We start from the raw sequence: 24,732 nt of genomic DNA, 5'->3' as shown, positions 1-24,732 counted from the left end.
CTATCACACTTTTTCCATGCCAGGCATGTTTGACTTATCGATTTTTGTTTTTATTTTCCGTATCTCTTCTACTGCAGCCGCGCTGTAATCATATGGAGACGAACCTTCCCTGTCCGCTTCCATAATTTCCGGGTTGTAGTGGACCATGCCCAGAAGATCCTCCGGGGGGATACGGTCCTGTATGAATGCCTCATCTTTTTCGTCGCGTACTTTGTTTGCCACGACATGAACCTGATGAACGCCAAGCTCTTCGGCCAGACGTTTGACATTCTTATAGGTCTGAATACTTCTTGCACCCGGCTCGATGACTACGATGAACATATCCATGCCCTCCGTCGTTCCTCTTCCCAGATGCTCAAGGCCTGCTTCCATGTCGAGGATGACAACATCCCCTCTGTGAAGGACCAGGCTGTTGATGATTCTCCGCAGCATCACATGCTCCGGGCAGACACAGCCGCTTCCGGCCGTCTCCACGGTGCCAAGCGTCAGGAGTTTGACTCCATTGTACTCTTTGCTGTATTTATCGGGGATATCACTTACTCTCGGATTTATCTTGTAAAACCGGTTGTCTGCACTTGCCTCGGTGCGCTCTTCGATCAGTTTTCTCATTTTGGTAATCGGAATGATCGAATCGAGGATTTCTTCCGGAAATCCAAGCGCAAGGCCCAGATTGGCATCCGGATCGACATCTGCAGCCAGAACCGGATGGCCTTCTTCTGCATAAAGTCTTGCAAGGGTCGCTGCGATGGTTGTTTTTCCTACGCCACCCTTTCCAGTTACTGCTATTTTCATTTTACACCTTTTCACTTCAAAAAGGGCGGTCTCTTTTTACGTCAGGGACCGCCCTGTCCTTTTTATACGCCGAGTGCGGCACGTTTCTCTTCGATTCGTGCGAGCATTGCATCGCCCAGCTTGTCGATGTCTTTTTCTACTGTGTAAGCTGCCTCAACCCAGTCGCGGACACCGTTGGTCAGAAGTCCTGTTACCTCAGTGGATCCGGATACATACGGCTCTACGCCAAGGTAAGTATCGATACCGGTTGCTACAACATAGTTTCCGATGGAAACTGCTTTCTCAGACATCCACTCCGGAGCACATCCGACAACCGGAAGCTGGGAAATATTGACATTACCGATTTTAGCAAGTTCTGCTACAAGAACCATCATACGGGAGATATCAACGCAGGATCCCATGTGGAGTACCGGCGGGATATCAGCCAGCTCGCAGACACGTTTCAGACCTGCACCGCAGAGATCTTTAGCACGTTTGTCCATCAGACCTGCTCTTGCTGCTGCCTGTGCAGAGCATCCGGAAGCAACGATGATAACGTCGTGCGCGATCAGCTTCTTCATCAGCTCGATGTGAGCGGTGTCCGGACGGACTTTCGGGTTGTTGCATCCTACCATGGCAACTGCACCGCGGATAACGCCGGATGCCACACACTGCCACAGCGGCATCAGAGTTCCGGTCTGGTCAACCTGGGAATTGGTTACTTTATCCAGAGTCTTGATGATGGACTCAAAAGAGTATCCAACGGTTGCTTTCTGCTTCATATGCGGGATATGTACCAGCTCCGGTTTCCGGTTTTTAAAGTTTTCAATTGCCATTTTTACGATGGCTTTTGCATTCTCACCTGCTGTTTTTGCGTTGAAACGAATGTATTCTGCATCCGGCATCTGCGCAATCGGGCTGGTGGTAACGAATTTAGTATGGAAACATTTGCTTAAAGGTCCAAGGGCCGGGAAAATACACTGTACGTCAACAACGATGGCCTCGCAGGCACCGGTCAGTACCACGTTTTCCTGCTGCAGGAAGTTACCTGCCATCGGCACGCCGCGGCGCATTGCTACTTCATTGGAAGTACAGCAGACACCTGCCACGTTGATTCCCTTTGCTCCCATTTCTTTTGCATATGCGATCATCTCCGGATCGTCTGCGTATTCGCAGATCATCTCGGAAAGTGACGGATCATGGCCATGAACGATGATATTTACTTCATCTTCTTTCATAACACCAAGGTTTGCCTCGGTTTCGATCGGCTTTGGAGTTCCGAACAGTACGTCAGAGAACTCGGTACCCATCATGGAGCCGCCCCATCCATCGGAAAGTCCGGAACGAAGGGACTGGCGAACGAGTGCTTCCGGAAGGGAAGAACATCCCATATGAGTCATATGAAGAGAACATGCAACCTCACGGTCAATCGCACGCGGTGCGATTTCTTCTCTCTCCCAGATATCCTGTGTATGCTGCGGAGCACGTTTCAGGAATCTCTGTGTTCCGAACGGTTTACCATACTCTAAAAGAGCCAGCTCGGACATCTCATGTGCCAGATCGTAAATATCTTTTCCTTCTGTCTCTACGCCCCACTCTTTTGCGATACGGATCAGTTTCTCCGGATCTTTTACTTTGTAGTTTCCGTTTGGATCAGCCTCATGCAGTGTGTGGCAGATCTCACGGCCATGATCGGAATGTGTTGCGGAACCGCCTGCTGTAAAGCGCAGGAAGTTACGTCCTACAATACCGTGTACATCGCATCCGCAGATTCCTCTCGGTGCCTTTGGTGTAATACGGCAAGGTCCCATCGTACAGATACGGCAGCAGGTTCCCTGCTCACCGAATTTACAGTGCGGGGTCTGGTTTTTTACACGAAACTGCCATGCGTCAGCGCCAACCTTTGCACCATTTTCCAGGAGCTCATTCGTGGCCTGTTCGAATTCTTCTACGCTTGTTAATTTGAATTCGCTCATCTTGTCCTCCTCAAGATTGTATTTTAATATTTTTATGGTAAAAACATCCTCCCATGGGGGATATTTTACTTTTGAAATATCCCTCCGTCTGCAGCGTGTACAAAGCGGAGGGCAGATTCTCTGTTTTTATAAATCAAGGTTTTCTACGATTTTCTTTAATGCCGCGCGTACCGGAGAGTCTTCCGGCAGACGTACGGTTGGTTTTCCGTCACAGTCATATTCATAAACCTGATCATCGTGCGGAACAACGCCAAGGAGAGTTAATCCCTGTTTTTCAATCTCCTCACGGGTTCCCTCATTTAACACGCCATTCGGCGCACGGTTTACGATTAGTCCTACCTGCTTCGGCTTCATATCGCATTCTTTGATCAGCTCCGCGATTCTCGCAGCGGCCTGTACTCCTCTTCTTGAGCAGTCACTGACCAAAATAGCTGTATCCATTCCCGGAAGTATACCACGGCTGATATGCTCCATGCCTGCCTCGTTATCCACAACCATGAAGGGATAATTCGGATACAGCTTTGCAAGCTGATTCTGCAGAAGTCCATTGACGAAGCAGTAGCAGCCTTTTCCCTGTGTTCTTCCCATCACAAGCAGGTCAAAATCATCTTCCTCAGTCAGAGCGCCTGCAAATTTAAATTCCGCATAATCTGCCTTGCTCATACCTGCCGGAATCGGGTTTTTGGATGCCATCTCTGCACGGGCAATCTCCTCCCGGATATCTCCAAGGGTAGCTTCTACTTCTACACCGAGTACCTCATTCAGGTTCGAGTTTGCGTCCGCATCAACCGCAAGAACAGGACCTTTTCCTGACTCGCAGAGATACTGGATCAGCAAGCCGCATAATGTTGTTTTTCCAACGCCGCCTTTTCCGGCGACAGCTATTACATGTGCCATAAAAATCGGATGCCTCCCAAATTCAAGTAATTAATTCATTAAACCAGTGTGCAAAGGCCGGATCTGTCGATGATTTCAGATACGTCTTTCCATTTATTCAGTGCATACAGATGAATTCCGTTGACACCGAGTGCACGGTATGCATCAATCTGTTTTACGGTATATTCGATACCCTCTTCTTTGAACTCTGCAACTTTCTTGTCGTAGAATACGTCGAACGGTTTTCCTTCTGCATCTTTTGCTGCAAATGGGTTCGGGAACAGCCAGTGTCTGGAGATCATTCTGGAAAGCTCTCTGTCCATCACACAGCCGTTTCTGGAAAGTGCCATGTTAATAGTAGCAGCCTGATCCAGGATCGGCATTACTCCAACGTCTACCGGCATGGTGATTCCTGCTTTACGGATTGCATCCAGCCAGTATTTGAACTGCTCCATATCCCAGCAGAGCTGTGTCATGATGTAGTCTGCTCCGTTGTCCTGTTTCTGTTTCAGAACTGCGATATCAGACTCCAGACTTCTGCAGGAGATGTGGCCTTCCGGTGAACCTGCAACAGCGATTTCAAATTTGTCGCCGTAGGTATCACGTACGAATTTTACAAGATCGGTAGCATAGTCAAAGTCACCACAGGTTGTAGTCTCACCAAGCGGAATATCTCCGCGCAGTGCCAGCATATGGTCTACGCCATCAACCAGATACTGATCCAGCTGCTCTTTGATTCCTTCTTTTGTGTTTTTGATAACGGTGAAATGGGTAACCGGTGTAGTTCCGGCATTTTTGATCATCTGACATACTTCACGGTTTGCTCCGACGTTGCCGCCGCCTGCTCCGTATGTACAGGAAATGTAAGACGGGTTGTACTTCATCAGGTGGTCGATGGTACCCGGCAGATTCTGCAGTCCCTTCTCTGTCTTTGGCGGGAACAGTTCAAAAGACAGAAGGGTCTTGTTTTTCATCTCTTCTGAAAGTTTCATAATTCAATTTACCTCCGCTTTAATATAATATATTCCTATTCTAAGTCCCGGTTCGCTTGTTCTGTTTGTTCCGATTTGCAGAGCCCGGGGGCCTAAAACCGCTTTTATAGAATAACTGGTTCCGTCAACCAATTATCATTCACAGTCCAGCTCTACGATGCTGTTTGCAAGATCTACCATTTTGATCTTACCCTGCAGTCTGATCTCCTCACCCATGATGTCACGGATCAGAACGTATTCTCCATCGACATCGATGCGGCTCACATTTTTACAGACAACTGTGTTTTCCGGATTTTTGTATACCGTTGCAAGGCACATAGCTTACGCCTCCTCTACTTAACTTCTTTCAAATGCTCTTTTACAAGTGTCAGTGCAAGGGACAGGCGCATATTGCCTTTCTGGAAATCGGATACTCCCTCCCTGATCTGTTTTGCGGCGTCCGCCATTCCGGCTTTTTCCAGTTTGTCGGCCATCTCGTCGAGTTCTGCTGCGTGATGTTCATTGTGCTGCAGCATATAGGTTAAAAGGGCAAGATTCTCGTCCTTGCATTTTTCTTCGGAACCGCATGCATTGCAGGCATGTCCGCAGTCTTCTCCCTCGTGATGATGGTCATGGTGATGATGGTGCTCGTCGTGAGCTCCGTGCGGAATGGGATTTCCATTCTCGTCATATAATAAATGCATAATATGGCCTCCTCTGTCCCCGTTTTTCTGCTCTGCCGTCCGTTTCGTCCGCTTTTGTTTTCCTGAAACGTCCTGCAGATTGTACAGGGAATGATAAATAAATATCAATTCAAATTTATTATACTCTATTTCATGCACAAAATCAATACGGCCTCCACAAAATTTCTGTACAATTCGCCGTACAGGCCGTCCTGGCATCCTTCTTTTTTCTTGCATGGCTTGTTATTTTTTTTCATTTCCCGATTGTGTTAAACTTTTTTAATATATTTGGTCTGATTTCTTTAAATTTTCATGTTATACTAAACATAATTATGAGAGAAATACGGCAAAATCTTTTTTTTGATTCAAGATACGGAGGGTTTTTATGGCACTTTCTATTCCAACCATTACATTGAACGACGGCAGAGCGATGCCGCTTCTGGGGCTTGGCACTTACAAATCGACAGAAAAAGAGGCAGAAAAAGCAATTGTCACCGCGGCAAAATACGGCTACCGTCTGATCGATACCGCCTCCTCCTATAAAAATGAGGACAGCATCGGCCGCGGGATCCGCGCAAGCGGGATTCCGCGGGAAAACTTTTTTATTACCACAAAGGTATGGAATACCGCGCAGCGGGTCGGTGATATCGAAGGTGCCTTCAACCGCAGCCTCGACCGTCTCCGTCTCGACTACGTTGATCTTTACCTGATTCACTGGCCGGTGCCGGGCTGCTACCCGGAGACGTGGCGCGCACTCGAAAAAATCCGCGAATCCGGGCGTGCAAAATCGATCGGCGTCAGCAACTTCGAGGAGCCGCACCTTACCGCCCTCTTTGAATTTTCCGGCGTCATCCCGGCCGTCAACCAGATCGAATGCCATCCGCTCTGGAACCGGAAACCGCTCATCGCTTTCTGCCGTTCACATGGAATCGCCGTTCAAGCGTATGCGCCGCTCGCAAGAGGTCTTTATCTGAACCGTGAGATTATGCAGCAGCTGGCAGAAAAGTATGTACGCACTGAAGCACAGATCGGCCTCCGCTACCTCGTCCAGCAGGGCATCAGTGTCATCCCGAAATCGACACAGCCGGACCGCATTTTTGCCAACGCGGATGTCTTCGACTTCGAACTTTCTGAAGCCGACATGGCGCTCATCGACACGATGGACGAACAGCTCCGCTCTGCTTCCATACCGGATGACCTGCTGTAACTGCGGATTCACAGCAAAAGCAGCACAGAAAATCTGTTTCTTTCCGTTTCAGATTTCTGTGCTGCTTTTTCTGTTTCTCTTTATTTCGAGGATACCATCCAGTCTGCTGCAGGTGCAGATCCAGTCCCCCATTGCTTCGGCTTCTTCTAAATCATGCGTGACCAGAAGCATCGTTTTTTCTTTTCCTTTTCTGCGGATATAGTTCATCGTTTTCTTTTTCGTCCCCGCATCCAGTCCCCGGAACGGCTCATCCAAAAGGAGGAAATCTGCGTCCATGCGCATGGCCCGCAGAACCGCCACCCGCTGGCGCATGCCGCCCGACAGTTCCGATACAGCCTGGTTTTCACAGCCCGAAAGGCCGAGTTCCTCCATCTCCTCCACAAGATGACGGGAGCTTCTTTTTTCTTTTCCAAACATGCGGCGCCTTACCGCGAGCTGGATATTGGCTGCAGCTGTCAGTTCTTCTGCCAGCCGCGGTTCCTGAAAAACCATACTTTTTCTTAAGGCTTCCAGTCCCCCGATTTTTCCGCCGTCCGCCTGCTCCAGGCCTGCCAGAATCCGCAGCAGGGTTGTCTTTCCAGCCCCGGAAGGAGCCATCAGACAGGTCACTGCTCCTTTTTTCAGTTCCATCGTAAGATTCGAAAAAATAACGTGTTCTCCATACGCTTTTTTCAGATGGCAGATTTCAATCGTATCTTCTCTCATTTCATCACCAGCATCCTTTTTTCTGCAAGATCCATTCCTTTTAAAACAGCTTTTTCGAGACAGAAGCTGACGTACACGATCGCTGCCGTCCAGGCAAAGAGTCCCGGTGTGTCGAGATATATTTTTGCCTGATACAGATGCTCTCCGATGGATCGGTTCGGAATGCCGATTACTTCTGCTGCCGTTCCGGCCTTCCAGCAAAGGCCGAGGGAAAGTGAACATCCCGTCCGGATATATGGGTACAGCTGCGGCAGGATCACCCAGCGCAGCCGCACCGGCCGCGGAACCTGAAAAACGTCTGTCATCTCCAAAAGCGCTGTGTCCAGTTCCCGTAGGCCGTTCCGCGTGTTTGTATACAGGATCGGAAATACCATCAGAAACGAAATCACAACCGAAAGATTCTTCGAAGAAACCCAGATCAGGATCAGAATCACAAAAGAAACGACCGGCACTGCTTTCACTGCTGCAACCAGCGGCGTCAGGAGTTCTTCTGCAATGGAAAACCGACCGGCAAGTGCAGCTCCTGCAATTCCCGCCGCCGCACCAAGAAGGAATCCGGCTCCGATGCGTGCTCCGGAAAACAGCAGGGACTGCCAGAAGACCTGTTCTGTTACAAGCGTAAAAAGGCGTTTCAAAACAGCAGCAGGAGATGCCAGAAGGATCTCCTGCCCGACAAAAACGCTTACCGCCTGCCAGATCATAAGCCAGAACACGATCGGCCAGAGCTTCGTTTTTCTCTGTTTCTCTTTTTTGTTTTTATTCGGAATAATAGAAGTCATCTCCTGGAAGTTCTCCTCCGACTGCCTCCGGGTTCTGGTCTTTGAGTACACCGAGATAACCGGAAAGCTTCTCTTTCATCTCATCACCGGTGATGCAGACAATGTTGCATGCCGGAAGCGCTTTCTTTGCGACTGCCTCCGGAACAATGTCATAATCCCCGATCAGTTTTGCCGCCTCATCCGTGTTTTCGGTTACGTAGGATACGGATGCCTGGTAAGCTTCCATGAAGTCTGCAACTGCTTCCGGATGCTCCTTGGCAAAGGCAGTGCGCACAACGGTAACACCTGTCACCAGTGTGCTCGCCGTTCCTTCGGACTCCTGGATTTTGTTCCATTCTTCGGTCAGGTCAAGTGCGGTGCGCAGCGTTTCTTTTTTCGTCTGTGCCGTCGTTACAAACGGCTGCGGCAGCATGGCGATTCCATCGGCATCTTCTGCAAGTGCTGCCACGCACTCGGCGTGTTCGCTCTTCCACTCGATCGTTACGTCCTCACCCGGTACGAGGCCGTTCTTTTCGAGGATATAATTCAAAGCATACTCCGGAGTTGCACCTTTGCCGCCCGCATAAATGGTTCTGCCTTTCAGATCCGCAATGGAATGTACGGTATCGCCGTCCTCGACGATATAAAGGACACCGAGCGTATTGACTGCGAGCACCTGCACGCCGCCGTTTGTCTTGTTGTAGAGTACGCTTGCAAGGTTCGCCGGAACCGCGGCGATATCCACCTCTCCCTGTACCAGTTTTGCGCTGACCTCATCCGGGGCAGCGGCAAGTTCAAACGTGTCCGCAGGTGACTCTTTGCTGTCGTTATCGCTCATCATTTTTACCATTCCCATGCTGGTCGGTCCTTTTAATGCAAGCACATGGACCAGTGTCTCATCTTCTGTTTCCGATGCCGCTGTGCTGCTCTCTGTCTGCGTACTTTCTGATACTGTACTTTCTGATCCTGTGCTTTTTGTCCCGCTGCTCTCCGTCTTTGTCTCTGTCTGGCCGCATCCTGCAAACAAAAGTACCATTGCAAGAATCGCTGCCGCAAAGCCCATCTTTCTTTTCTTTTTCACTTTTTTCTCCACCTTGCTGTTCTTTTTAGTCTACCAGCTTGTCCAGTTCTTTTACATATTCTGTCTGGCTGGAAATCTTGTGTTTTGCCTGCGCCGCATATTTGTTGACTGCCGCCTGTGACTTTTTGATCGACTGCATCGTGCCGGCTCCTGCCACGCATCCGCCCGGACAGGCCATGCCTTCGAGAAGATAACCGTTGTACTTTCCGGCCTTCGCCATTGTCAGCAGTTTCCGGCATTCCTTCAGACCTTCTGCATTTGCCATCTTGATTTCGCGGTCCGGGTATTTTTCACGGATTACATTTTCCACAGATTTTGCAACGCCGCCGGAGACAGCAAAGTTTCTTCCGTCCACCGATGCATCGCTGACGCCGTCCGGATCTTCCTCAAGTGCACTCACATCTACCTGGCGCGCATCGAAAATGCCCGACATCTCTTCAAACGTCAGAACGAAGTCCACCTCACTGCGGACAGACCGGCGCATGGCCTCCAGTTTTTTCGCCGCACACGGTCCGACAAAGACAACCTTCGCATTCGGATTGTGTTTCTTGATCAGACGCGCCGTCAGCGTCATCGGAGTCAGTGCCATCGAGATACAGTTTGCGTAATCCGGGAACAGTTTCTTCGCCATTACAGACCAGGCCGGACAGCAGGATGTCGCCATAAACGGCAGTTTCTCCGGAACTTCGTTCACAAAATCCTCTGCCTCCTGTGCCGCACAGAGATCCGCTCCGATCGCAACTTCAAAGACATCCGCAAAACCGAGCTTTTTCATCGCCGCACGCAGTTTTCCAGGCGTTACTTTCGGTCCGAACTGGCCGACAAACGCCGGTGCCAGCGCTGCATAGACGCGCTCTCCCGACTGGATCGCACGGATTACCTGGAAGATCTGGGATTTGTCCGAAATAGCGCCGAACGGGCAGTTGACGAGACACTGGCCGCAGGATACACATTTCTCGTAATCGATATCCGCTTTTCCGTTCTCATCTGAACCGATGGCATCCATTCCGCAGGCTCTCGCACACGGACGCTCCTGAATGATAATAGCCTGGTATCCGCATACCTTGGCACATTGACCACATTTGACGCATTTATCCTGATCAATATAGGATCGTCCATTGGTGCGGTCCAGCGTAATGGCCTTTTTCGGACAGACTTCCACGCACGGATGTGCAAGACACCCCTGACATCCCTCCGTGATCAGAACCCGTTTTTCATGACAGGCGTTGCATGCAAATTTGATGACATTAATGAGCGGCGGTGTATAATACGTCTCCGCCTGGTCCGCCAGTTTGATATTGTCCGAGATCGGGGCGTGCTCTGCCGCGCTTCTGCACGGAAGTCCCATTGCAAGGCGAAGCCGCTCTCCTACAATCGCCCGCTCCAGAAACACATCATTTCTAAAATTTCCGACCTCACCGGGAATTACACGGTAAGGAATTTCCTCGATCGTCTTTTCCACCGGGGAGTCCACGTCATACGCCATTTTTGCAACTTCCGTAAAAATGGCATGGCGGATTTCCTGAATTCTTGTTTCTACTCCTCTCATTCTTTCTTCCTCCTGCTGTATTTTCCTCCGCATCTTTTCAGTTAAAATTATTCCGCTTTCTATTACTATACTTGATTTCGAAAGTATTGTCATCTTTTTCCCGTATTTTTGCTGAAAAATTTCGGTCTGCACAAAAAAAGAACCTGCCGTCTCTGTATCATTTCACAGAAGTGACAGGTTTCTTATTTTTACCGCTCCCAGAGATCCGGGGCGAGTTCGTCTTTTTTCATACGCTGCATCAGTTCATCCACAGCCTGTTTCGGGTTTTTGTTTTCAAACAGAACCTGATTGACTGCCTGAATGATCGGCGTTTCGATTCCGAATTTTTTCGACAGGGTAAGACCCGCTTTTGCGGAATAGACGCCCTCGACGATCATCTGAACCTCATCCATCGCCTGCTGCATCGTTCTGCCCTGGCCGATCAGGTATCCGGCTTTCCGGTTCCGGCTGTGAACGGAAGCACACGTTACAATCAGGTCGCCGATACCGGAAAGACCGTAGAAGGTTTCCGCATGGGCACCCATCGCCGTGCCGAGCCGTGCAATTTCCGCGATCCCGCGGGTAATCAGAGCCGCTTTCGTATTGTCGCCGTAGCCAAGACCATCCGCCGTTCCGGCTGCCAGTGCGATGACATTTTTCAGAGCTCCGCCAAGTTCAATTCCCGTGATGTCCGGGCTTGTGTAAACGCGGAAGACCGGACTCATGAACACATTCTGCACATACAGTGCGCTCTCGCGGTCATGCGCGCCGACAACGATCGTGGTCGGCAGGCCGCGGCCGACTTCCTCTGCGTGGCTCGGTCCGGAGAGAACAACGACATTCGCTCCCGGCACTTCCTCCTCGATGATCTGAGACATCGTCATCAGGGTATCGGCTTCCACGCCTTTTGCCACATTGACGATGAGCTGGCCGTCCGGAATATCCGCCGCATACTTTTTACATGTGGTTCGCACGTACGGGGATGCTTTTGCCATCACAAGGATGTCCTGTCCGGAAAGGGAGCCGCGCACATCGCAGGTGAACTTCATTTCATCCGGCAGTCTTACGCCCGGAAGCTTCGTCAGATGCTCTCTGTGTTCCTTTAAGCTCTCAATTTCCTTTTCATTTTCCGAGCAGATCGTCACGTCATGCCCGTTGTTGCAGAGCAGGAGGCCGAGGGCAGTTCCCCAGCTTCCTGCTCCGATGATGCTAATCTTTGCCATATTTTATTTCTCCGACTTTTTGGATAAATACGTTTTCCGCTCTGTTCCCGCGATGAGACGCTTGATGTTTGCACGGTGCTCCCAGAAGGCAAGCACGGCAAGAAGTGCGATCACCACGTACATCTCATAGAGATACGGCGGTTCTAGCGCAAAGCAGCCCGCCTGTCCCATGATAACGGCCATTGCAAAAAAGACAACGTAAACCATCATGGAACCGAGGGAAACATAGTGTGTTACTGCAAGATTCAGGAAAAACAGCGCTGCACAGACCAGCGTGATTCTCCAGTCAAACGAGATAATCAGACCCGCGGTCGCAGCGATTCCTTTTCCGCCGCGGAAGCCTAAGTAAAACGGGAAGTTGTGGCCGAGAATCGTTCCGGCCGCAGCATACACCGTCAGCAGTTTCAGCATTTCCGGGTGCGATGCACCGAAGATCAGGCGTACCGTCAGGACCGCCAGAATGCATTTGATGCAGTCGCCGGCAAGCGTGATGGCGCCTGCTTTTTTCCCTAAAGTCCGGAGCGCGTTGGTCGTTCCTGCGTTTCCGCTGCCGTGTTCCCGGATATCAATTCCCTTCGTCCTTCCATAAATATATGAGGTCTGAAAAAGGCCAAATGCGTATCCGATCAAAAGGCATATGATCCGTACCATAACTCTTTACTGCTCCTTCTCTTTTCGTTCTCTGATGATGAATTTCAGCGGTGTGCCGCGGAAGCCGAACGACTCTCTGATTTTATTCTCCAGATATCGAACGTAGGAGAAATGCATCAGTTCTTTGTCGTTGACGAAAATAACAAATGTCGGCGGTTTGACCGAAACCTGTGTCATGTAGTAGATTTTCAGTCGTTTTCCACGGTCTGACGGCGGCTGCTGCATTGCCATTGCCTCGGTCAGAATCTCGTTCAGGACACCGGTCTGTACGCGCAGGTTCTGGTACTGCAGAACCATGTCGATCGTCTCGAACAGCTTCGGAAGACGCTGTCCTGTCTTCGCAGAGATGAAAAGAAGCTCTGCGTACGGCATGTAAGCCAATGTATTTCTTACTTTTTCGGTAAAGCGGTAGATCGTCTTGTCATCTTTTTCCAAGGCATCCCATTTATTTACCGCAATGATCATACCTTTTCCACGCTCATGGGCGATACCGGCAATTTTGGCATCCTGCTCGGTGACACCCTCGGTTGCATCGATCAGGAGAACGACGACATCTGCGCGCTCTACGGCAGATACTGTACGGATGATGCTGTACCGCTCCAGCTCCTCTTTGATCTTGTTTTTCTTTCGAAGACCTGCGGTATCGATGAAAATATATTCATTTCCATTGTGCATGATCGTGGTATCGATCGCATCGCGCGTCGTTCCGGCGATATCGGATACGATGACACGGTTCGAGCCCAGCAGTTTGTTGACCAGGGAGGATTTTCCGACATTCGGTTTTCCGACAATGGCGATGCGCGGAATCTCGCTCTCCTCCTCGTTTTCCATCTCCGGATCAAAATATCCTGTCACCTCATCGAGCATATCGCCGATGCCGAGCTTTCCGGATGCGGAAATGGCGTGCGGCTCTCCGATGCCGAGGTTATAGAATTCATAAACATCCATCATCTGACGGTCGAAGTTGTCGACTTTGTTGACCACCAGCACAACCGGCTTGCGGCTTCTTCTGAGCATATCAGCTACTTTTGCATCGGCATCTACAAGGCCCTGACGGACGTCAGTGATGAAGATGATGACATTTGCGGTATCAATGGCGATCTGCGCCTGGTCTCTCATCTGGGAGAGAATGATATCTTTGGATTCCGGCTCAATACCGCCGGTGTCTACCAGCGTAAATTTGTGGTTCAGCCACTCCACGTCGGCATAAATACGGTCACGGGTTACACCCGGTGTGTCTTTTACAATCGAAATATTGTCTCCGGCTAATACATTAAACAGGGTGGATTTACCCACGTTTGGCCGGCCCACAATTGCTACAATCGGCTTGCTCATACATTGTTCTCCTTCTGTGTATCGTCTCCTGGTTTTCCTCCACAACGGCTTTCACCAGGTCGCTGCCCGGCTCATCGATAATCTGTACCGGTGTTTTCAGGCGCTCTTCCACCTCTTCCACCGTCACATCATCGAGAAAGACGTTTTTTCCCGAACGGAGCATGTTGCACGGAAGCAGCAGGCAGTCGCCAAGATCTCTTCCCTCTAACTGCTCCATCAGATCCTTTCCGGTAATCAGACCGGATACGGTAATGGATTCTCCAAAGAAATAGTTGATAATCGTGATAACCTCCGCCTGTACATTCGGATATTTTTCACGAATTTTCTGCATGTGTTTTTCCAACGACGGCGCCGCAGCTTTTCCGGTCGCAATCGTTACATGGCGGTGACGGTCGTCCCCTTCTCGTTTCGAAAGTTCTTCCGCAACCTCGTCCTCCAGAAGCCGGAGCATTCCCACTCCGTTTTCCAGCTGGATATAGCCATCGTAATTTTCCTCCTCCGGGATCGGCTCTCCCGCCAGCAGATACCATTCATCACCAGCATGGATAAAGTGAAGTCCCCACTGTTCATACAGCTTTTTCTGCCATTTGTGAATCGTGGCAAGAACTTCTTTTGCATCCTCCCTGGTAAACGGTTCCAGAGGCGCCAGTCCGTCGCGGTACTTCGAAAGTCCGACCGGGACAACCGAAACACTTTTCAGATGCGGCAGATATTTTGACAGATCCGAAATACTGCGCTCCAGCTCTGCGCCGTCGTTGTATCCCTTGCAGAGCACAATCTGTCCATTCATCTCGATTCCCGCCTCGTAAAGGCGCTGAACCTTCGGAAAGATATTGCCCGCAAAACGGTTGTGCAGCATTTTGCAGCGGAGCTCCGGGTTCGTTGTCTGGAACGAAATATTGATCGGTGCCAGATGGTAGCGGATAATCCGGTCGATATCGTGGTCGCTCATGTTGGTCAGTGTAATATAGTTTCCCTGCAGGAAGGACAGACGCGAATCGTCATCCTTAAAATACAAGGTGGGACGCATTCCCGGCGGCATCTGATCGATGAAGCAGAAAATGCAGTTGTTGCTGCAGGAACGGTACTGATCCATGAACTCGTTCTCGAATGTGATGCCGATTTCCTCGTCATACTCTTTTTCGATTTCCAGGTCCCATTCCTCGCCGTCCTTTTTCCGGATCGTGAGTTCCAGATACGTGTCGTTGGTCTGGAAGTGGTAATCGAAGACGTCCTCGATGATTTCCCCGTTCACGCGGAGCAGTTCATCTCCCGGTTCGAGTTCCAGTTCTTCAGCAATACTGCCCGGTTCTATTGTCTTGATAATGTGTTTCGTCTTGTTTTTCACAGATCTTACGTTTTGGCCTTTCCATTTACTTCTTTATAACTTCTCTTTGCCCAGTAAAAAGCGTGCTTTTTTTGCATACCTTCCGGGCATTCATTCATTATAATAACAACAACCTGCACAAAAAGCAAGGATTCTTTCGTTTTTTGCTTGACGCGCCCTTTCCCAAGATGATATAAATAGGAAGTAAATGGTTTGTAAAAAATGTCGATTACTGGAGGTTTGTATGGCTAATTTAGATTTACTTGAAAATTCCATTCCGGTCGCCCCGTTAAAGCTCGCCGCTCTGCCGGGCAGCATGGAAATGGCAAAAAAAGTCGATGCGTATCTGGTTCAGTTCCGTAAAGAGCTCTCCGAGCGCCGCAACGGAGTTCCCTTTTCCGGATATTCCGAGGATTCTTTCCTGATTGACTGCGAGTGCCCGCGTTTCGGCTCTGGTGAGGCAAAAGGAAAGATCAACGAATCTGTCCGTGGTGCCGATCTTTACATTCTGGTCGATGTCTGCAACTACAGCATCACCTACAAGGTATGCGGCTACGAGAACCACATGTCACCGGATGACCATTATCAGGATCTGAAACGTATCATCGCTGCTGCAACGGGAAAAGCACACCGGATCAACGTAATCATGCCTTTCATTTATGAAGGAAGACAGCATAAGCGCACCAAACGTGAATCTCTCGACTGCGCACTTGCTCTGCAGGAGCTGATGAATATGGGCGTTTCCAACTTCATCACCTTCGACGCGCACGATCCTCGTGTCATGAATGCAATTCCGCTCGGCGGCTTTGACAACTTCATGCCAACCTACCAGTTTTTAAAAGCCCTTCTTCGTTCTGTTCCGGATCTGACGATTGACAACGATCATCTGATGATCATCAGCCCGGACGAGGGAGCGATGGCGCGTGCCGTATACTTCTCCAACGTGCTCGGCGTCGATATGGGTATGTTCTATAAGAGAAGAGATTACTCCACCATCGTAAACGGAAAGAACCCGATCGTGGCACATGAGTTTCTCGGTGATTCCGTAGCAGGAAAAGATGTTGTCATCATCGACGATATGATCTCCTCCGGTGAGAGTATGCTCGACGTTGCAAAACAGGTCAAAGAACGCGGCGCGGAACATGTCTTTGTCTGCACCACATTCGGCCTCTTCACCGACGGTCTTGAGAAATTCGACGCTTACTATGAGAAAGGCTATATCAGCAAGGTCATCACCACCGACCTGACCTACCGGACACCGGAACTCGTTTCCCGCCCTTGGTATGAGCCGGCTGAAATGAGCAAATATATGGCAAGCATCATTGATACGCTTAACCACGACGTATCCGTTGCAAAAGTACAGTCTACGACAGAGAAAATCAATAAGCTGCTGGCAAAACACAGATAATCGATTTTGTGTCCGCCGGATGCATACAGCAAAAAAAACGGATCTGTTTTTTCCAGGTCCGTTTTTTGATGCTTTCTATTCTGTTTTCGATCCTGTTTTCAGACCAGGGAAAGGAATGCCGCGAGGTTTCCTCTTTTTCCCTTCGATGCACGGTGGGAATACAGGAAATCCGGGTTGCAGCAGGTGCAGAGGTTCGGCAGATGAATCTGCTTCTCCGGCACTCCTGCTGCAAGAAGGATCTGATGATTCGCCTCCCAGAGATTTAACTGGTATTTTCCATCTGGTTTTCCGTAGAACAGTTTCTCATGCAGTGTTTCCGGGAATGCTGCCCGGAACTCTTCGATCACGTCACCGCTCACCTCGTAGCAGTCCTGGCAGATCGACGGGCCGACGGCGGCGATCACATCTTTTGCTTCTGTTCCAAACCGTTCGTGCATCGCATCGAGCGTTGCCTGTCCCATCTTGTGGACCGTTCCACGCCAGCCGGAATGTGAAAGTCCAATTGCACGGTGTACCGGGTCGACAAAGTAGAGCGGCACGCAGTCCGCATAGAATGTCGCAAGTACGACGCCCGGCTCGTCAGTGATCATACCGTCAATATCATGAAAATCGCGGTCTCTTGTCACGCCGCTGCCGCAGTCTGCTTTCATCACATAACGGACCTTCGTTGTGTGTGCCTGATCGGAGGTAACAATGTTTTCCACTTCAAACCCCGCCGCCTCACAGAATCTTCTGTAATTCTCCCGCACATTCGCCGGATCGTCGCCGCGCGAAAAGCTGAGATTCATGCTGGAAAGATGTTCCTTACTCCCCCCGCCGATCCGTGTGGAAAATGCATGGCGGATGCCCTCAATTTTCTCAATCGCCGGCCAGGTCAGATAGACCACGCCGTTTTCCGCCTCGTTGACATGCATCGTTTTTTTATCGTTTTGTTTCCATTGAATTGGTATCATAAAAACTCCCTTCCTACCAGCCGCTCCCCTGATAATAAAACGCGTTCGCATAGACGCGGATCTCCTCCGGTGTCTCTGCCACGACGTCGAAACGGCAGGGCACATCCATCGGGATCTGGTGGAGCATGCGGTAGTAATCTGCTGTTTTTGAAATTTTCTTCTGTTTCTTTCCATCCACGGCGCTTGTCGGGTCTCCGGCTGTCCGGCCGGTGCGGTATTTTACTTCGATAAAAATGTATGTGTCGTCCTGTTTTGCGATCAGGTCGATCTCACCGAAGCGGCACCGGAAATTCCGCACCAGGATGTGATATCCCAGGCTTTCCAGATATTCTGCCGCACGGCTCTCCTGTCTCGTTCCTACTTCCCGCTGGTTCAAATGCGATACCCTCTCCTTTTTTTGATGCAGTGCCTTTACACGAAATGGCCGATAAACGACTGCCGGTGGATCGGTGACGGGCCGATTTCTTTTAAAGCAGCGATATGCTCTGCCGAACCGTAGCCCTTGTTCGATGCAAAACCGTAGCCCGGAAGCACCTTGTCGTACTCTTCCATCAGGCGGTCCCTTGTCACCTTCGCAACAATACTTGCCGCCGCAATCGAAACACTCTTGGCATCTCCCTTGATGATCGGCACCTGGCGGATGTCCACCTGCGGGATTTTCACCGCATCGTTTAAGAGTACATCCGGCTTCACGGAAAGCTTGCTGATCGCCTCCCGCATCGCCTCGTACGTTGCCTGTAAAATATTGATCTCGTCGATCCGCGCCGGGGAGGCATAGCCGATGCCGACGGCCACTGCCTCGCGCATGATCACATCGTACAGCTCGTCGCGTTTTTTGGCCGTCAGCTGCTTGGAATCGTTCAGATACAGGATTTTACTGTCGCGCGGCAGAATGACCGCACCTGCGACCACAGGGCCCGCCAGAGGGCCTCTTCCGACCTCGTCGATGCCGCAGATCCAGCCAAGATCCTCATATTTGTGCTCGTAGATCTTCATCTGTTCCGTGCGCTCGCGCTCTTTTTTTAAGGCCTCCTCCTGTTTCTGGTATTTTTGAATCAGATTTTGTACGCCGGCACGGGAATCCTCTTCATATTCCAGATAAAGGGCGGGCAGCTCCGTCTCCGAAGCTGCCGCAAAAATTTCCCGTATGGCGGATATCGATTGTTTTTTCTCTGTCATCGTTGTTCTCCGCATTTTTTATTTTGATAAATCCATTTATTCCGGTTTTTCCAGCGTGATTCTGCCGAGCTTTCCGCTCCGGAAATCATCCATCAGAAGCCGTGCTGCTTTTTCGTAATCGAGCTCATTTCCCTTTTTCAGGCAGCCGCGCACACGCGCAATCTCACCCAGGATTTCCACACGATCCGTCATGCCTTCAAAGCCAAAGCGTTTCTCCAGCGTTCCCGGGTATTCTGCCGTCAGATAATCGATGACGGACAGCGCCAGCTCCTCCACGTTCAGGATCTCATCGTTGATGGAACCGATCATCGCAAGATGCAGTCCCACCTGCTGGTCCTCAAACTTCGGCCACAGGATACCAGGTGTGTCCAGAAGCTCCAGCTGTTTGCTCAGACGGATCCATTGTTTTCCCTTCGTGACGCCCGGTTTGTTTCCGGTCTTCGCACAGGCTCTGCCCGCATACGCATTGATAAATGTCGATTTTCCGACGTTTGGAATACCGACAACCATCGCGCGGACCGGACGGTTCAGGATGCCGCGTTTGCGGTCGCGCTCGATTTTCTCTTTGCAGGCCTCCTGTACGGCGCTGTTGATCGCTTTCATGCCGGCTCCGGAACGGGAATTGACCTTCACAACAGAATATCCCTTTCCCTTGAAATATTCCATCCAGGCATCGTTTCCGCGCTCATCGGCAAGGTCCGATTTGTTCAGCAGGATCAGCCGTGCTTTGTTCTTTCCAAGTTCATCTATATCCGGGTTGCGGCTCGCTGCAGGAACTCTCGCATCGACCAGCTCAATCATCAGGTCGATGAGCTTTAAGTCTTCCTGCATCTGTCTGCGGGCCTTCGTCATATGACCCGGGTACCACTGATAATTCATGTTTCTTCTCCTTCTATGCTGCGTTTACACGAAACCGATTTTCTTCCACGGCGAAATCGTAAACCAGAGCTTTCCGACAATGCGGTCCGAATCCACGAGTCCCATGCCGTTGTGGCGGCTGTCCTCGCTGTTGTTCCGGTTGTCGCCGAGCACAAAGTACTGTCCCTTCCCGACCGTGATCGGCTCGGAGGCAAGTCCCGCGTTTGTGATGGCCGGAAATTCATCTTTTTCATTATAGACTTCCCCGTTGATGAGGATCTGTCCGTCTTTGATCTGTACCGTCTCGCCCGGCAGCGCAATCACACGCTTGATGTGGATGCTCGCCTTCTTGTCCTCACTCGTCCGGAACGCGATGATATCCCCGCGTTTCGGAGAACTTAAGCGGTACCAGGCGGAGTCCATCAGCACACGCTCCCCCGGCACGAGAGTCGGCTCCATCGAGCCCTCCTGCACCACGACACTTCTGCAGAAAAACCAGGAAAATGCCGCCGCAAGAAGAATCGCTGCGATGATTTCCAGATTCCATACAAGCATGGAACGGATCTTTTTCTTGTAGAAATATTCTTTTACATATCTGGTATTCATACCCATAGTGTAATTCTCCGTAAGACAAAACCGGAGAAACACAATTGCTCATGTTCCTCCGGCCATCCTTTTAACGACTTATTATTTTACCAGCTCTTTCACTTTCGCTGCTTTACCAACACGGTCTCTTAAGTAGTTCAGTTTCGCACGTCTTACTTTACCACGTCTGATAACTTCTACTTTCTCAACGTTCGGAGAGTGTACCGGCCATGTTTTCTCAACGCCTACGCCGTTAGAGCTCTTACGAACAGTGAAGGTCTCTTTGCTTCCGCCGCCCTGTCTTTTCAGGACAACGCCTTCGAATACCTGGATACGCTCGCGGTTACCCTCTTTGATTTTACCGTAAACTTTAACGGTATCACCAACGCGGAACTCCGGTGCTTCTGCTTTTAACTGTGCATCTTCGATTTTCTTAATAATGTCGTTCATTTCTTTATCTCCTTTTTTTACCCTGGATGTTCTTAATGCCTTTTTGCAACAGCGGACCATCTCTTTACTCACAACAAAATATATTATACTATAATGCATCCGCAGATGCAAGTATTTTTTTCACTTTCCATTCGCCGCTGTACAGCAGACTGCGAAGCGCGAAAGAAAACCGCTGCAGGCCGTCCGCGGACGGTATGCCGGTAAGCCGTGCGACCAGACGGAAACCGTTTTTTTCCAGCTGCTCTTCGAGTTTTTCTTCCTCTTCCGAGAATCCGTCCGGGCACAAAAACACCAGCGGTGTTTCTTTTCCGGCAAAGCTGCGGATATACTCGCTCTTTGCTTTCATACCCTCCTCAAGCGTTCCCGGAAGCTGCAGAATCAGCAAATCATGGTCATCAAACAGATTTTTCTGTTTCCGGATCTTCTTTCGTCCGAGATCAAGGCTTACACCATAGCGTGTCATGCCTGCCAAAAGATCGTGCGCCCAGGCAGACGATTCCTCTTTTTCATTGCATGCGCAGGAAATCTGGAATGCATTTTCCAGAAGGTCCGGCCGCCGCTCGGCTGTCCGCACCAGGGATGCCTCATGACGCCATGCTTCGATCTTTTTGTGGTCACCGGAAAGAAGCACCTCCGGAACTTTTTTCTCGTGCCATGTCTCCGGTCTTGTGTAATGCGGATACTCAAGCAGGTTGTCCTGCAGTGACTCAAACTGCGAAGATTCCTCGTTGCTTAAGACACCCGGCACAAACCGCGATACCGCATCCACCAGCACCATTGCACCGAGTTCTCCGCCTGTTAAAACATAATCCCCGATCGAGATATAGTCCGTTACCACTTCCTGCAGTACGCGGTCATCGATGCCCTCATAGTGGCCGCAGAGCAGCACAAGATCGTCCTCAAGCGCCAGCTCTTCCACCATCGTCTGGTTCAGTACTTTTCCCTGCGGTGTCAGATAGACCGTGCGCGGCTTTTTCCCGATCTTTTCGGCTACCGACTGGTAGGCGCGGAACACCGGCTCCGCCTCCATGACCATGCCCGCACCGCCGCCGTACGGGTAATCGTCCACGCGGTTGAATTTATTTGCTGAAAAATCCCGGATATTCGTCGTCTCGAGGGAAATATAGCCGTTGTTGATGGCTCTTCCGAGGATGCTGGTGTGCAGCCCCTGCTCGATCATCTCGGGAAACAGCGTCAGAATATGATATTTCATCGTTCTTTACTCTCTTTATCAGTCAATCAGGCCCGGAAGAAGGTGAATCGTCATCTTCTGCTCATCCAGGTCCACATCCAGAATGCAGTCATGGATCGCCGGAATCAGAACCTCTCCGTGCTCTTTCGAATCTACAATATAGACGTCGTTCGCACCGGTCTCCATCACATCGCGGAGCGTGCCGAACAGTTCGCCGTCCTCGGTGTACATCTGCATTCCCTGCAGGTCTGCGATATAGTATTCGTCCTCTTCCAGCGGAATGGCATCCTCTCTCGTCACATAGAGGCTGCAGCCTTTATACCGTTCGATATCGTTGATGTTGTCAATTCCTTTGAATTTTACAATGGCAAGCTGTTTGAAAAAACGCACGCCAGTTACATGGAGTTCTTTTTTTTCTTTTCCTGTATCGAGAAAAACGCGGTCCAGAGAAAGAAAACGCTCCGGATCTGTCGTCGGGTATACCTTTACCTCACCGCGTACGCCGTGGGTTGTGGTAATTACGCCAATCTGCAAATATTCTTCCATTCAAAAACCCTTTCCAACCAGTTCTACTGTGTATTGCGACTTGAGAAACACGCTTTGCGAGTTTCTCAAGTTATCGCGGCAGTCGCCAAGGTCCCGTGCAAGCACGGACTTTGTCTCGTTGCCCGCGTAAAGAAAGGAACCGGCAACAACTGTCGGTTCCTTTTCCTATCTTTTACTTACTGTAAAATTTCTACGACAACTTTTCTGTCGCTCTTTGAGGAAGCTGCTTTTACAACCGTACGGATTGCTTTCGCAATGCGTCCCTGACGTCCGATGACTTTTCCCATATCTGACGGATCTACTTTGAGTTCCAGCAGAAGGTCATCACCGCTGACGGTTTCTGTCACAACTACCTCAGATGGATGATCAACCAGAGATTTTGCAATTACTTCGATAAGTTCTTTCATTACAAGATACCCCCGTATGAATTATTTCTCGATACCAGCCTGTTTTAAGAGTTTGGCAACGATTTCGGTCGGCTGTGCGCCGTTAGCCAGCCATTTTTTAGCAGCCTCCTCGTTGAAGCTGATTGCGCTCGGCTCGCGGTTCGGATCGTAAGTTCCGATCTCCTCGATGAAACGTCCGTCTCTTGGGGATCTGGAATCTGCTACAACGATTCTATAAAAAGGAGCTTTCTTCTGTCCCATTCTTCTTAATCTCATTTTTACTGCCATTTTTCTTTACCTCCATTGTAAATTCATGTATTTATTTATATTTTTTCTTTTATGCTAAAAGGGAAGTTTGAATCCTCCTCTTTTACCACCCTTACCGACCATTCCGGTCATCTGTTTCATCATTTTTCTTGACTGTTCAAACTGTTTGATGAAACGGTTTACCTCCGCGATGTCAACACCGGCGCCTTTTGCAATTCTCTGCTTTCTCGACGGATTGATGAGATCCGGGTTTTCTCTTTCCTTTGGCGTCATAGAAAGTACAATAGCTTCCTTTCTTGCCATGTCTTTTTCATCCACCATGCTCTCAAGATCCTGACCCTTCATTTTCGCGCCGACGCCCGGAAGCATATTCAGGATGCTGGAGATGCCGCCCATATTGCGCATCTGCTCCATGGAATCCAGATAATCGTTGAAGTCGAACTGCGCCTTCTTCATCTTCTGTTCCATGGCTTTTGCTTTTTCTTCGTCGATGTTTGCCTGCGCTTTTTCAATCAGGCTCATCACATCGCCCATGCCGAGGATACGGGACGCCATACGGTCCGGATAAAACTGCTCCAGATCCGAAAGCTTTTCGCCCATGCCGACATAGAGAATTGGTTTGCCGGAAACTGCACGGATTGAAAGTGCCGCACCGCCTCTGGTGTCACCATCTAATTTTGTAAGTACTACACCGTCGATGCCGACTTTATTGCTGAACATCTCGGCCACATTGACTGCGTCCTGTCCGGTCATAGCGTCTACTACCAAAAGGGTCTGATCCACAGGAACAGCCGCTTTGATATCCTGTAACTCCTGCATCATCTCTTCATTGATGTGCAGACGGCCTGCGGTATCCAGAATCAATACGTTAAAGCCGTTTGTCTTTGCATGCACCAGCGCTGCCTTTGCGATATCCACCGGACGGTTTTTATCTCCCATAGCGAACACTTCCACGCCCTGCTTTTCTCCGTTGACCTGCAGCTGTTTGATCGCTGCCGGGCGGTATACGTCGCAGGCTGCAAGGAGAGGTTTTCTTCCCTTGGCTTTTAACTTTCCTGCAATCTTTGCGGTTGTGGTTGTTTTACCGGCTCCCTGAAGACCTGCCATCATAATAATGGTAACTTCGCTCGCCGGGCGCAGTGCGATTTCCGTTGTCTCGGAACCCATCAGCTTAACCAGCTCGTCATTTACGATTTTAATGACCATCTGACCCGGATTCAGTCCGTTCATGACGTCCTGTCCGACTGCCTGCTCCTGTACGGATTTGATAAACTGTTTTACTACTTTGAAGCTGACATCCGCCTCGAGAAGTGCCATTTTTACTTCCTTCAGCGCAGTCTTTACATCCGCCTCGGTCAGGCGGCCCTTGCTTCTGAGATTTTTGAAAACATTCTGGAGTTTCTCGGTTAAACTTTCAAATGCCATGCTCAAAGCTCCTCTAATATATCCGATGCAATTGCTGCAATCCGCTGCATCACATCTTCTTTCGGGGTATCACCAGAAGGATCTGTCAGCTTTCGGATCTCGTTTACATTCTCCCGGATCTGCACAAAGCGTTGTACCAGATGAAGCTTTTCTTCATACTCTTCCAGTGTCTTGTTGCAGCGTCTGACCAGATCGTGGACTCCCTGGCGGGAAATGCCCCGCGCTGCCGCAACCTCGCTCAGGGAAAAATCGTTGAGCACCACGTCCTCATATACCTGACGCTGATGTTCAGTCAGAAGTTCGCCGTAAAAATCATACAGTAATGTCTGTTCCAATATTTTTTCCATTGCGATCACCTTGGTTATCATACACGAAATGATGCTGGGTGTCA

General features: G+C 50.0%; 28 protein-coding genes. 2 read left to right on the top strand and 26 right to left on the bottom strand.

Going from position 1 to position 24,732, the window contains the following annotated elements:
• Positions 1-3: 3 nt before the first annotated feature.
• From PGS38_RS00975 to PGS38_RS00950, 6 genes are all read right to left on the bottom strand, one after another.
• Entirely contained in the window at positions 4-792 is a 789-nt protein-coding gene (locus PGS38_RS00975) for an ATP-binding protein (RefSeq protein WP_117509047.1), read from the bottom strand.
• 62 nt (positions 793-854) lie between these two features.
• Positions 855-2,747 (bottom strand): anaerobic carbon-monoxide dehydrogenase catalytic subunit, encoded by a 1,893-nt coding sequence (gene cooS / locus PGS38_RS00970; protein ID WP_055226451.1) that lies wholly within the window; start codon positions 2,745-2,747, stop codon positions 855-857.
• Between the two features lie 126 nt (positions 2,748-2,873).
• Positions 2,874-3,644 carry an ATP-binding protein gene (locus PGS38_RS00965; RefSeq protein ID WP_022462430.1) on the bottom strand — a complete coding sequence of 257 codons (771 nt, stop codon included), beginning with the start codon at positions 3,642-3,644 and terminating at the stop codon, positions 2,874-2,876.
• A gap of 38 nt (positions 3,645-3,682) precedes the next feature.
• Positions 3,683-4,615, bottom strand: coding sequence for a methylenetetrahydrofolate reductase (locus tag PGS38_RS00960; RefSeq protein WP_118639895.1), 933 nt, complete (start codon positions 4,613-4,615; stop codon positions 3,683-3,685).
• A gap of 135 nt (positions 4,616-4,750) precedes the next feature.
• Entirely contained in the window at positions 4,751-4,933 is a 183-nt protein-coding gene (locus tag PGS38_RS00955; RefSeq protein ID WP_022462432.1) for a CooT family nickel-binding protein, read from the bottom strand.
• A gap of 14 nt (positions 4,934-4,947) precedes the next feature.
• On the bottom strand, positions 4,948-5,298 hold the full coding sequence (locus PGS38_RS00950) for a DUF8180 domain-containing protein (RefSeq protein WP_055218122.1): 351 nt from the start codon (positions 5,296-5,298) through the stop codon (positions 4,948-4,950).
• A gap of 364 nt (positions 5,299-5,662) precedes the next feature.
• On the opposite strand from PGS38_RS00950, the gene PGS38_RS00945 reads away from it, so the two are divergent.
• Positions 5,663-6,484 (top strand): aldo/keto reductase, encoded by an 822-nt coding sequence (locus tag PGS38_RS00945; RefSeq protein ID WP_117509050.1) that lies wholly within the window; start codon positions 5,663-5,665, stop codon positions 6,482-6,484.
• A 48-nt stretch (positions 6,485-6,532) separates the two neighbouring features.
• On the opposite strand, the gene PGS38_RS00940 is transcribed toward PGS38_RS00945, so the two are convergent.
• The 8 genes from PGS38_RS00940 to PGS38_RS00905 all read right to left on the bottom strand — a co-directional run bounded on the left by PGS38_RS00940 (position 6,533) and on the right by PGS38_RS00905 (position 15,113).
• The gene (locus PGS38_RS00940; RefSeq protein WP_070100780.1) at positions 6,533-7,189 is read right to left on the bottom strand and encodes an ATP-binding cassette domain-containing protein; all 657 of its coding nucleotides are present in this window, start codon (positions 7,187-7,189) and stop codon (positions 6,533-6,535) included.
• Positions 7,186-7,968 (bottom strand): ABC transporter permease, encoded by a 783-nt coding sequence (locus PGS38_RS00935; RefSeq protein WP_118639896.1) that lies wholly within the window; start codon positions 7,966-7,968, stop codon positions 7,186-7,188. The genes PGS38_RS00940 and PGS38_RS00935 overlap by 4 nt, the downstream gene beginning before the upstream one ends.
• A complete protein-coding gene (locus PGS38_RS00930; RefSeq protein ID WP_242998333.1) occupies positions 7,946-9,028 on the bottom strand; it encodes an ABC transporter substrate-binding protein in 1,083 nt (360 codons plus the stop codon). Before PGS38_RS00930 ends, PGS38_RS00935 begins: the two co-directional genes overlap by 23 nt.
• Positions 9,029-9,053: 25 nt before the next feature.
• A complete protein-coding gene (locus tag PGS38_RS00925; RefSeq protein WP_022461521.1) occupies positions 9,054-10,577 on the bottom strand; it encodes a 4Fe-4S dicluster domain-containing protein in 1,524 nt (507 codons plus the stop codon).
• A gap of 188 nt (positions 10,578-10,765) precedes the next feature.
• Positions 10,766-11,779 carry an NAD(P)H-dependent glycerol-3-phosphate dehydrogenase gene (locus PGS38_RS00920; RefSeq protein ID WP_118639897.1) on the bottom strand — a complete coding sequence of 338 codons (1,014 nt, stop codon included), beginning with the start codon at positions 11,777-11,779 and terminating at the stop codon, positions 10,766-10,768.
• A gap of 3 nt (positions 11,780-11,782) precedes the next feature.
• Positions 11,783-12,430 carry a glycerol-3-phosphate 1-O-acyltransferase PlsY gene (plsY, locus tag PGS38_RS00915; protein ID WP_117509053.1) on the bottom strand — a complete coding sequence of 216 codons (648 nt, stop codon included), beginning with the start codon at positions 12,428-12,430 and terminating at the stop codon, positions 11,783-11,785.
• 6 nt (positions 12,431-12,436) lie between these two features.
• Complete coding sequence (gene der, locus PGS38_RS00910; protein WP_022461518.1) at positions 12,437-13,765, bottom strand: ribosome biogenesis GTPase Der; 1,329 nt, start codon at positions 13,763-13,765, stop codon at positions 12,437-12,439.
• Positions 13,719-15,113 carry a DUF512 domain-containing protein gene (locus PGS38_RS00905; protein WP_117509054.1) on the bottom strand — a complete coding sequence of 465 codons (1,395 nt, stop codon included), beginning with the start codon at positions 15,111-15,113 and terminating at the stop codon, positions 13,719-13,721. Before PGS38_RS00905 ends, der begins: the two co-directional genes overlap by 47 nt.
• Before the next feature lie 223 nt (positions 15,114-15,336).
• On the opposite strand from PGS38_RS00905, the gene PGS38_RS00900 reads away from it, so the two are divergent.
• On the top strand, positions 15,337-16,500 hold the full coding sequence (locus PGS38_RS00900) for a ribose-phosphate pyrophosphokinase (RefSeq protein WP_055226464.1): 1,164 nt from the start codon (positions 15,337-15,339) through the stop codon (positions 16,498-16,500).
• A gap of 98 nt (positions 16,501-16,598) precedes the next feature.
• Here PGS38_RS00900 and pgeF read toward each other — a convergent pair whose 3' ends face one another.
• The 12 genes from pgeF to ylxM all read right to left on the bottom strand — a co-directional run bounded on the left by pgeF (position 16,599) and on the right by ylxM (position 24,688).
• Complete coding sequence (gene pgeF, locus PGS38_RS00895; protein WP_270475752.1) at positions 16,599-17,453, bottom strand: peptidoglycan editing factor PgeF; 855 nt, start codon at positions 17,451-17,453, stop codon at positions 16,599-16,601.
• 13 nt (positions 17,454-17,466) lie between these two features.
• Positions 17,467-17,829 (bottom strand): YraN family protein, encoded by a 363-nt coding sequence (locus PGS38_RS00890; RefSeq protein ID WP_022461514.1) that lies wholly within the window; start codon positions 17,827-17,829, stop codon positions 17,467-17,469.
• A 35-nt stretch (positions 17,830-17,864) separates the two neighbouring features.
• The gene (locus PGS38_RS00885; protein ID WP_055266587.1) at positions 17,865-18,632 is read right to left on the bottom strand and encodes a ribonuclease HII; all 768 of its coding nucleotides are present in this window, start codon (positions 18,630-18,632) and stop codon (positions 17,865-17,867) included.
• Positions 18,633-18,668: 36 nt separating this feature from the next.
• Positions 18,669-19,511, bottom strand: a complete 843-nt coding sequence (gene ylqF, locus PGS38_RS00880; RefSeq protein WP_055226467.1) for a ribosome biogenesis GTPase YlqF — start codon at positions 19,509-19,511, stop codon at positions 18,669-18,671.
• A 24-nt stretch (positions 19,512-19,535) separates the two neighbouring features.
• Positions 19,536-20,096 carry a signal peptidase I gene (gene lepB / locus PGS38_RS00875; RefSeq protein WP_243038274.1) on the bottom strand — a complete coding sequence of 187 codons (561 nt, stop codon included), beginning with the start codon at positions 20,094-20,096 and terminating at the stop codon, positions 19,536-19,538.
• Positions 20,097-20,177: 81 nt separating this feature from the next.
• Positions 20,178-20,525: a 50S ribosomal protein L19 gene (rplS, locus tag PGS38_RS00870; protein ID WP_022461510.1), complete on the bottom strand. Its 348-nt coding sequence runs from the start codon at positions 20,523-20,525 to the stop codon at positions 20,178-20,180.
• 88 nt (positions 20,526-20,613) lie between these two features.
• Positions 20,614-21,738 (bottom strand): tRNA (guanosine(37)-N1)-methyltransferase TrmD, encoded by a 1,125-nt coding sequence (trmD, locus tag PGS38_RS00865; RefSeq protein WP_117760368.1) that lies wholly within the window; start codon positions 21,736-21,738, stop codon positions 20,614-20,616.
• Positions 21,739-21,756: 18 nt separating this feature from the next.
• Positions 21,757-22,263 (bottom strand): ribosome maturation factor RimM, encoded by a 507-nt coding sequence (gene rimM, locus PGS38_RS00860; RefSeq protein WP_022461508.1) that lies wholly within the window; start codon positions 22,261-22,263, stop codon positions 21,757-21,759.
• Positions 22,264-22,439: 176 nt separating this feature from the next.
• A complete protein-coding gene (locus PGS38_RS00855) occupies positions 22,440-22,670 on the bottom strand; it encodes a KH domain-containing protein (RefSeq protein ID WP_022461507.1) in 231 nt (76 codons plus the stop codon).
• 21 nt (positions 22,671-22,691) lie between these two features.
• Positions 22,692-22,937 (bottom strand): 30S ribosomal protein S16, encoded by a 246-nt coding sequence (gene rpsP, locus PGS38_RS00850; RefSeq protein ID WP_022461506.1) that lies wholly within the window; start codon positions 22,935-22,937, stop codon positions 22,692-22,694.
• A 54-nt stretch (positions 22,938-22,991) separates the two neighbouring features.
• A complete protein-coding gene (gene ffh / locus PGS38_RS00845) occupies positions 22,992-24,341 on the bottom strand; it encodes a signal recognition particle protein (protein ID WP_118639899.1) in 1,350 nt (449 codons plus the stop codon).
• A 2-nt stretch (positions 24,342-24,343) separates the two neighbouring features.
• Positions 24,344-24,688 (bottom strand): YlxM family DNA-binding protein, encoded by a 345-nt coding sequence (gene ylxM / locus PGS38_RS00840; protein WP_330377042.1) that lies wholly within the window; start codon positions 24,686-24,688, stop codon positions 24,344-24,346.
• Positions 24,689-24,732: the final 44 nt, after the last annotated feature.

The organism is Fusicatenibacter saccharivorans (genome assembly GCF_027667425.1).
Lineage (GTDB): Bacteria > Bacillota > Clostridia > Lachnospirales > Lachnospiraceae > Fusicatenibacter > Fusicatenibacter saccharivorans.
Note: the sequence above shows the minus strand (reverse complement) of the source record. Positions and strands in the feature narration are given on the sequence as shown.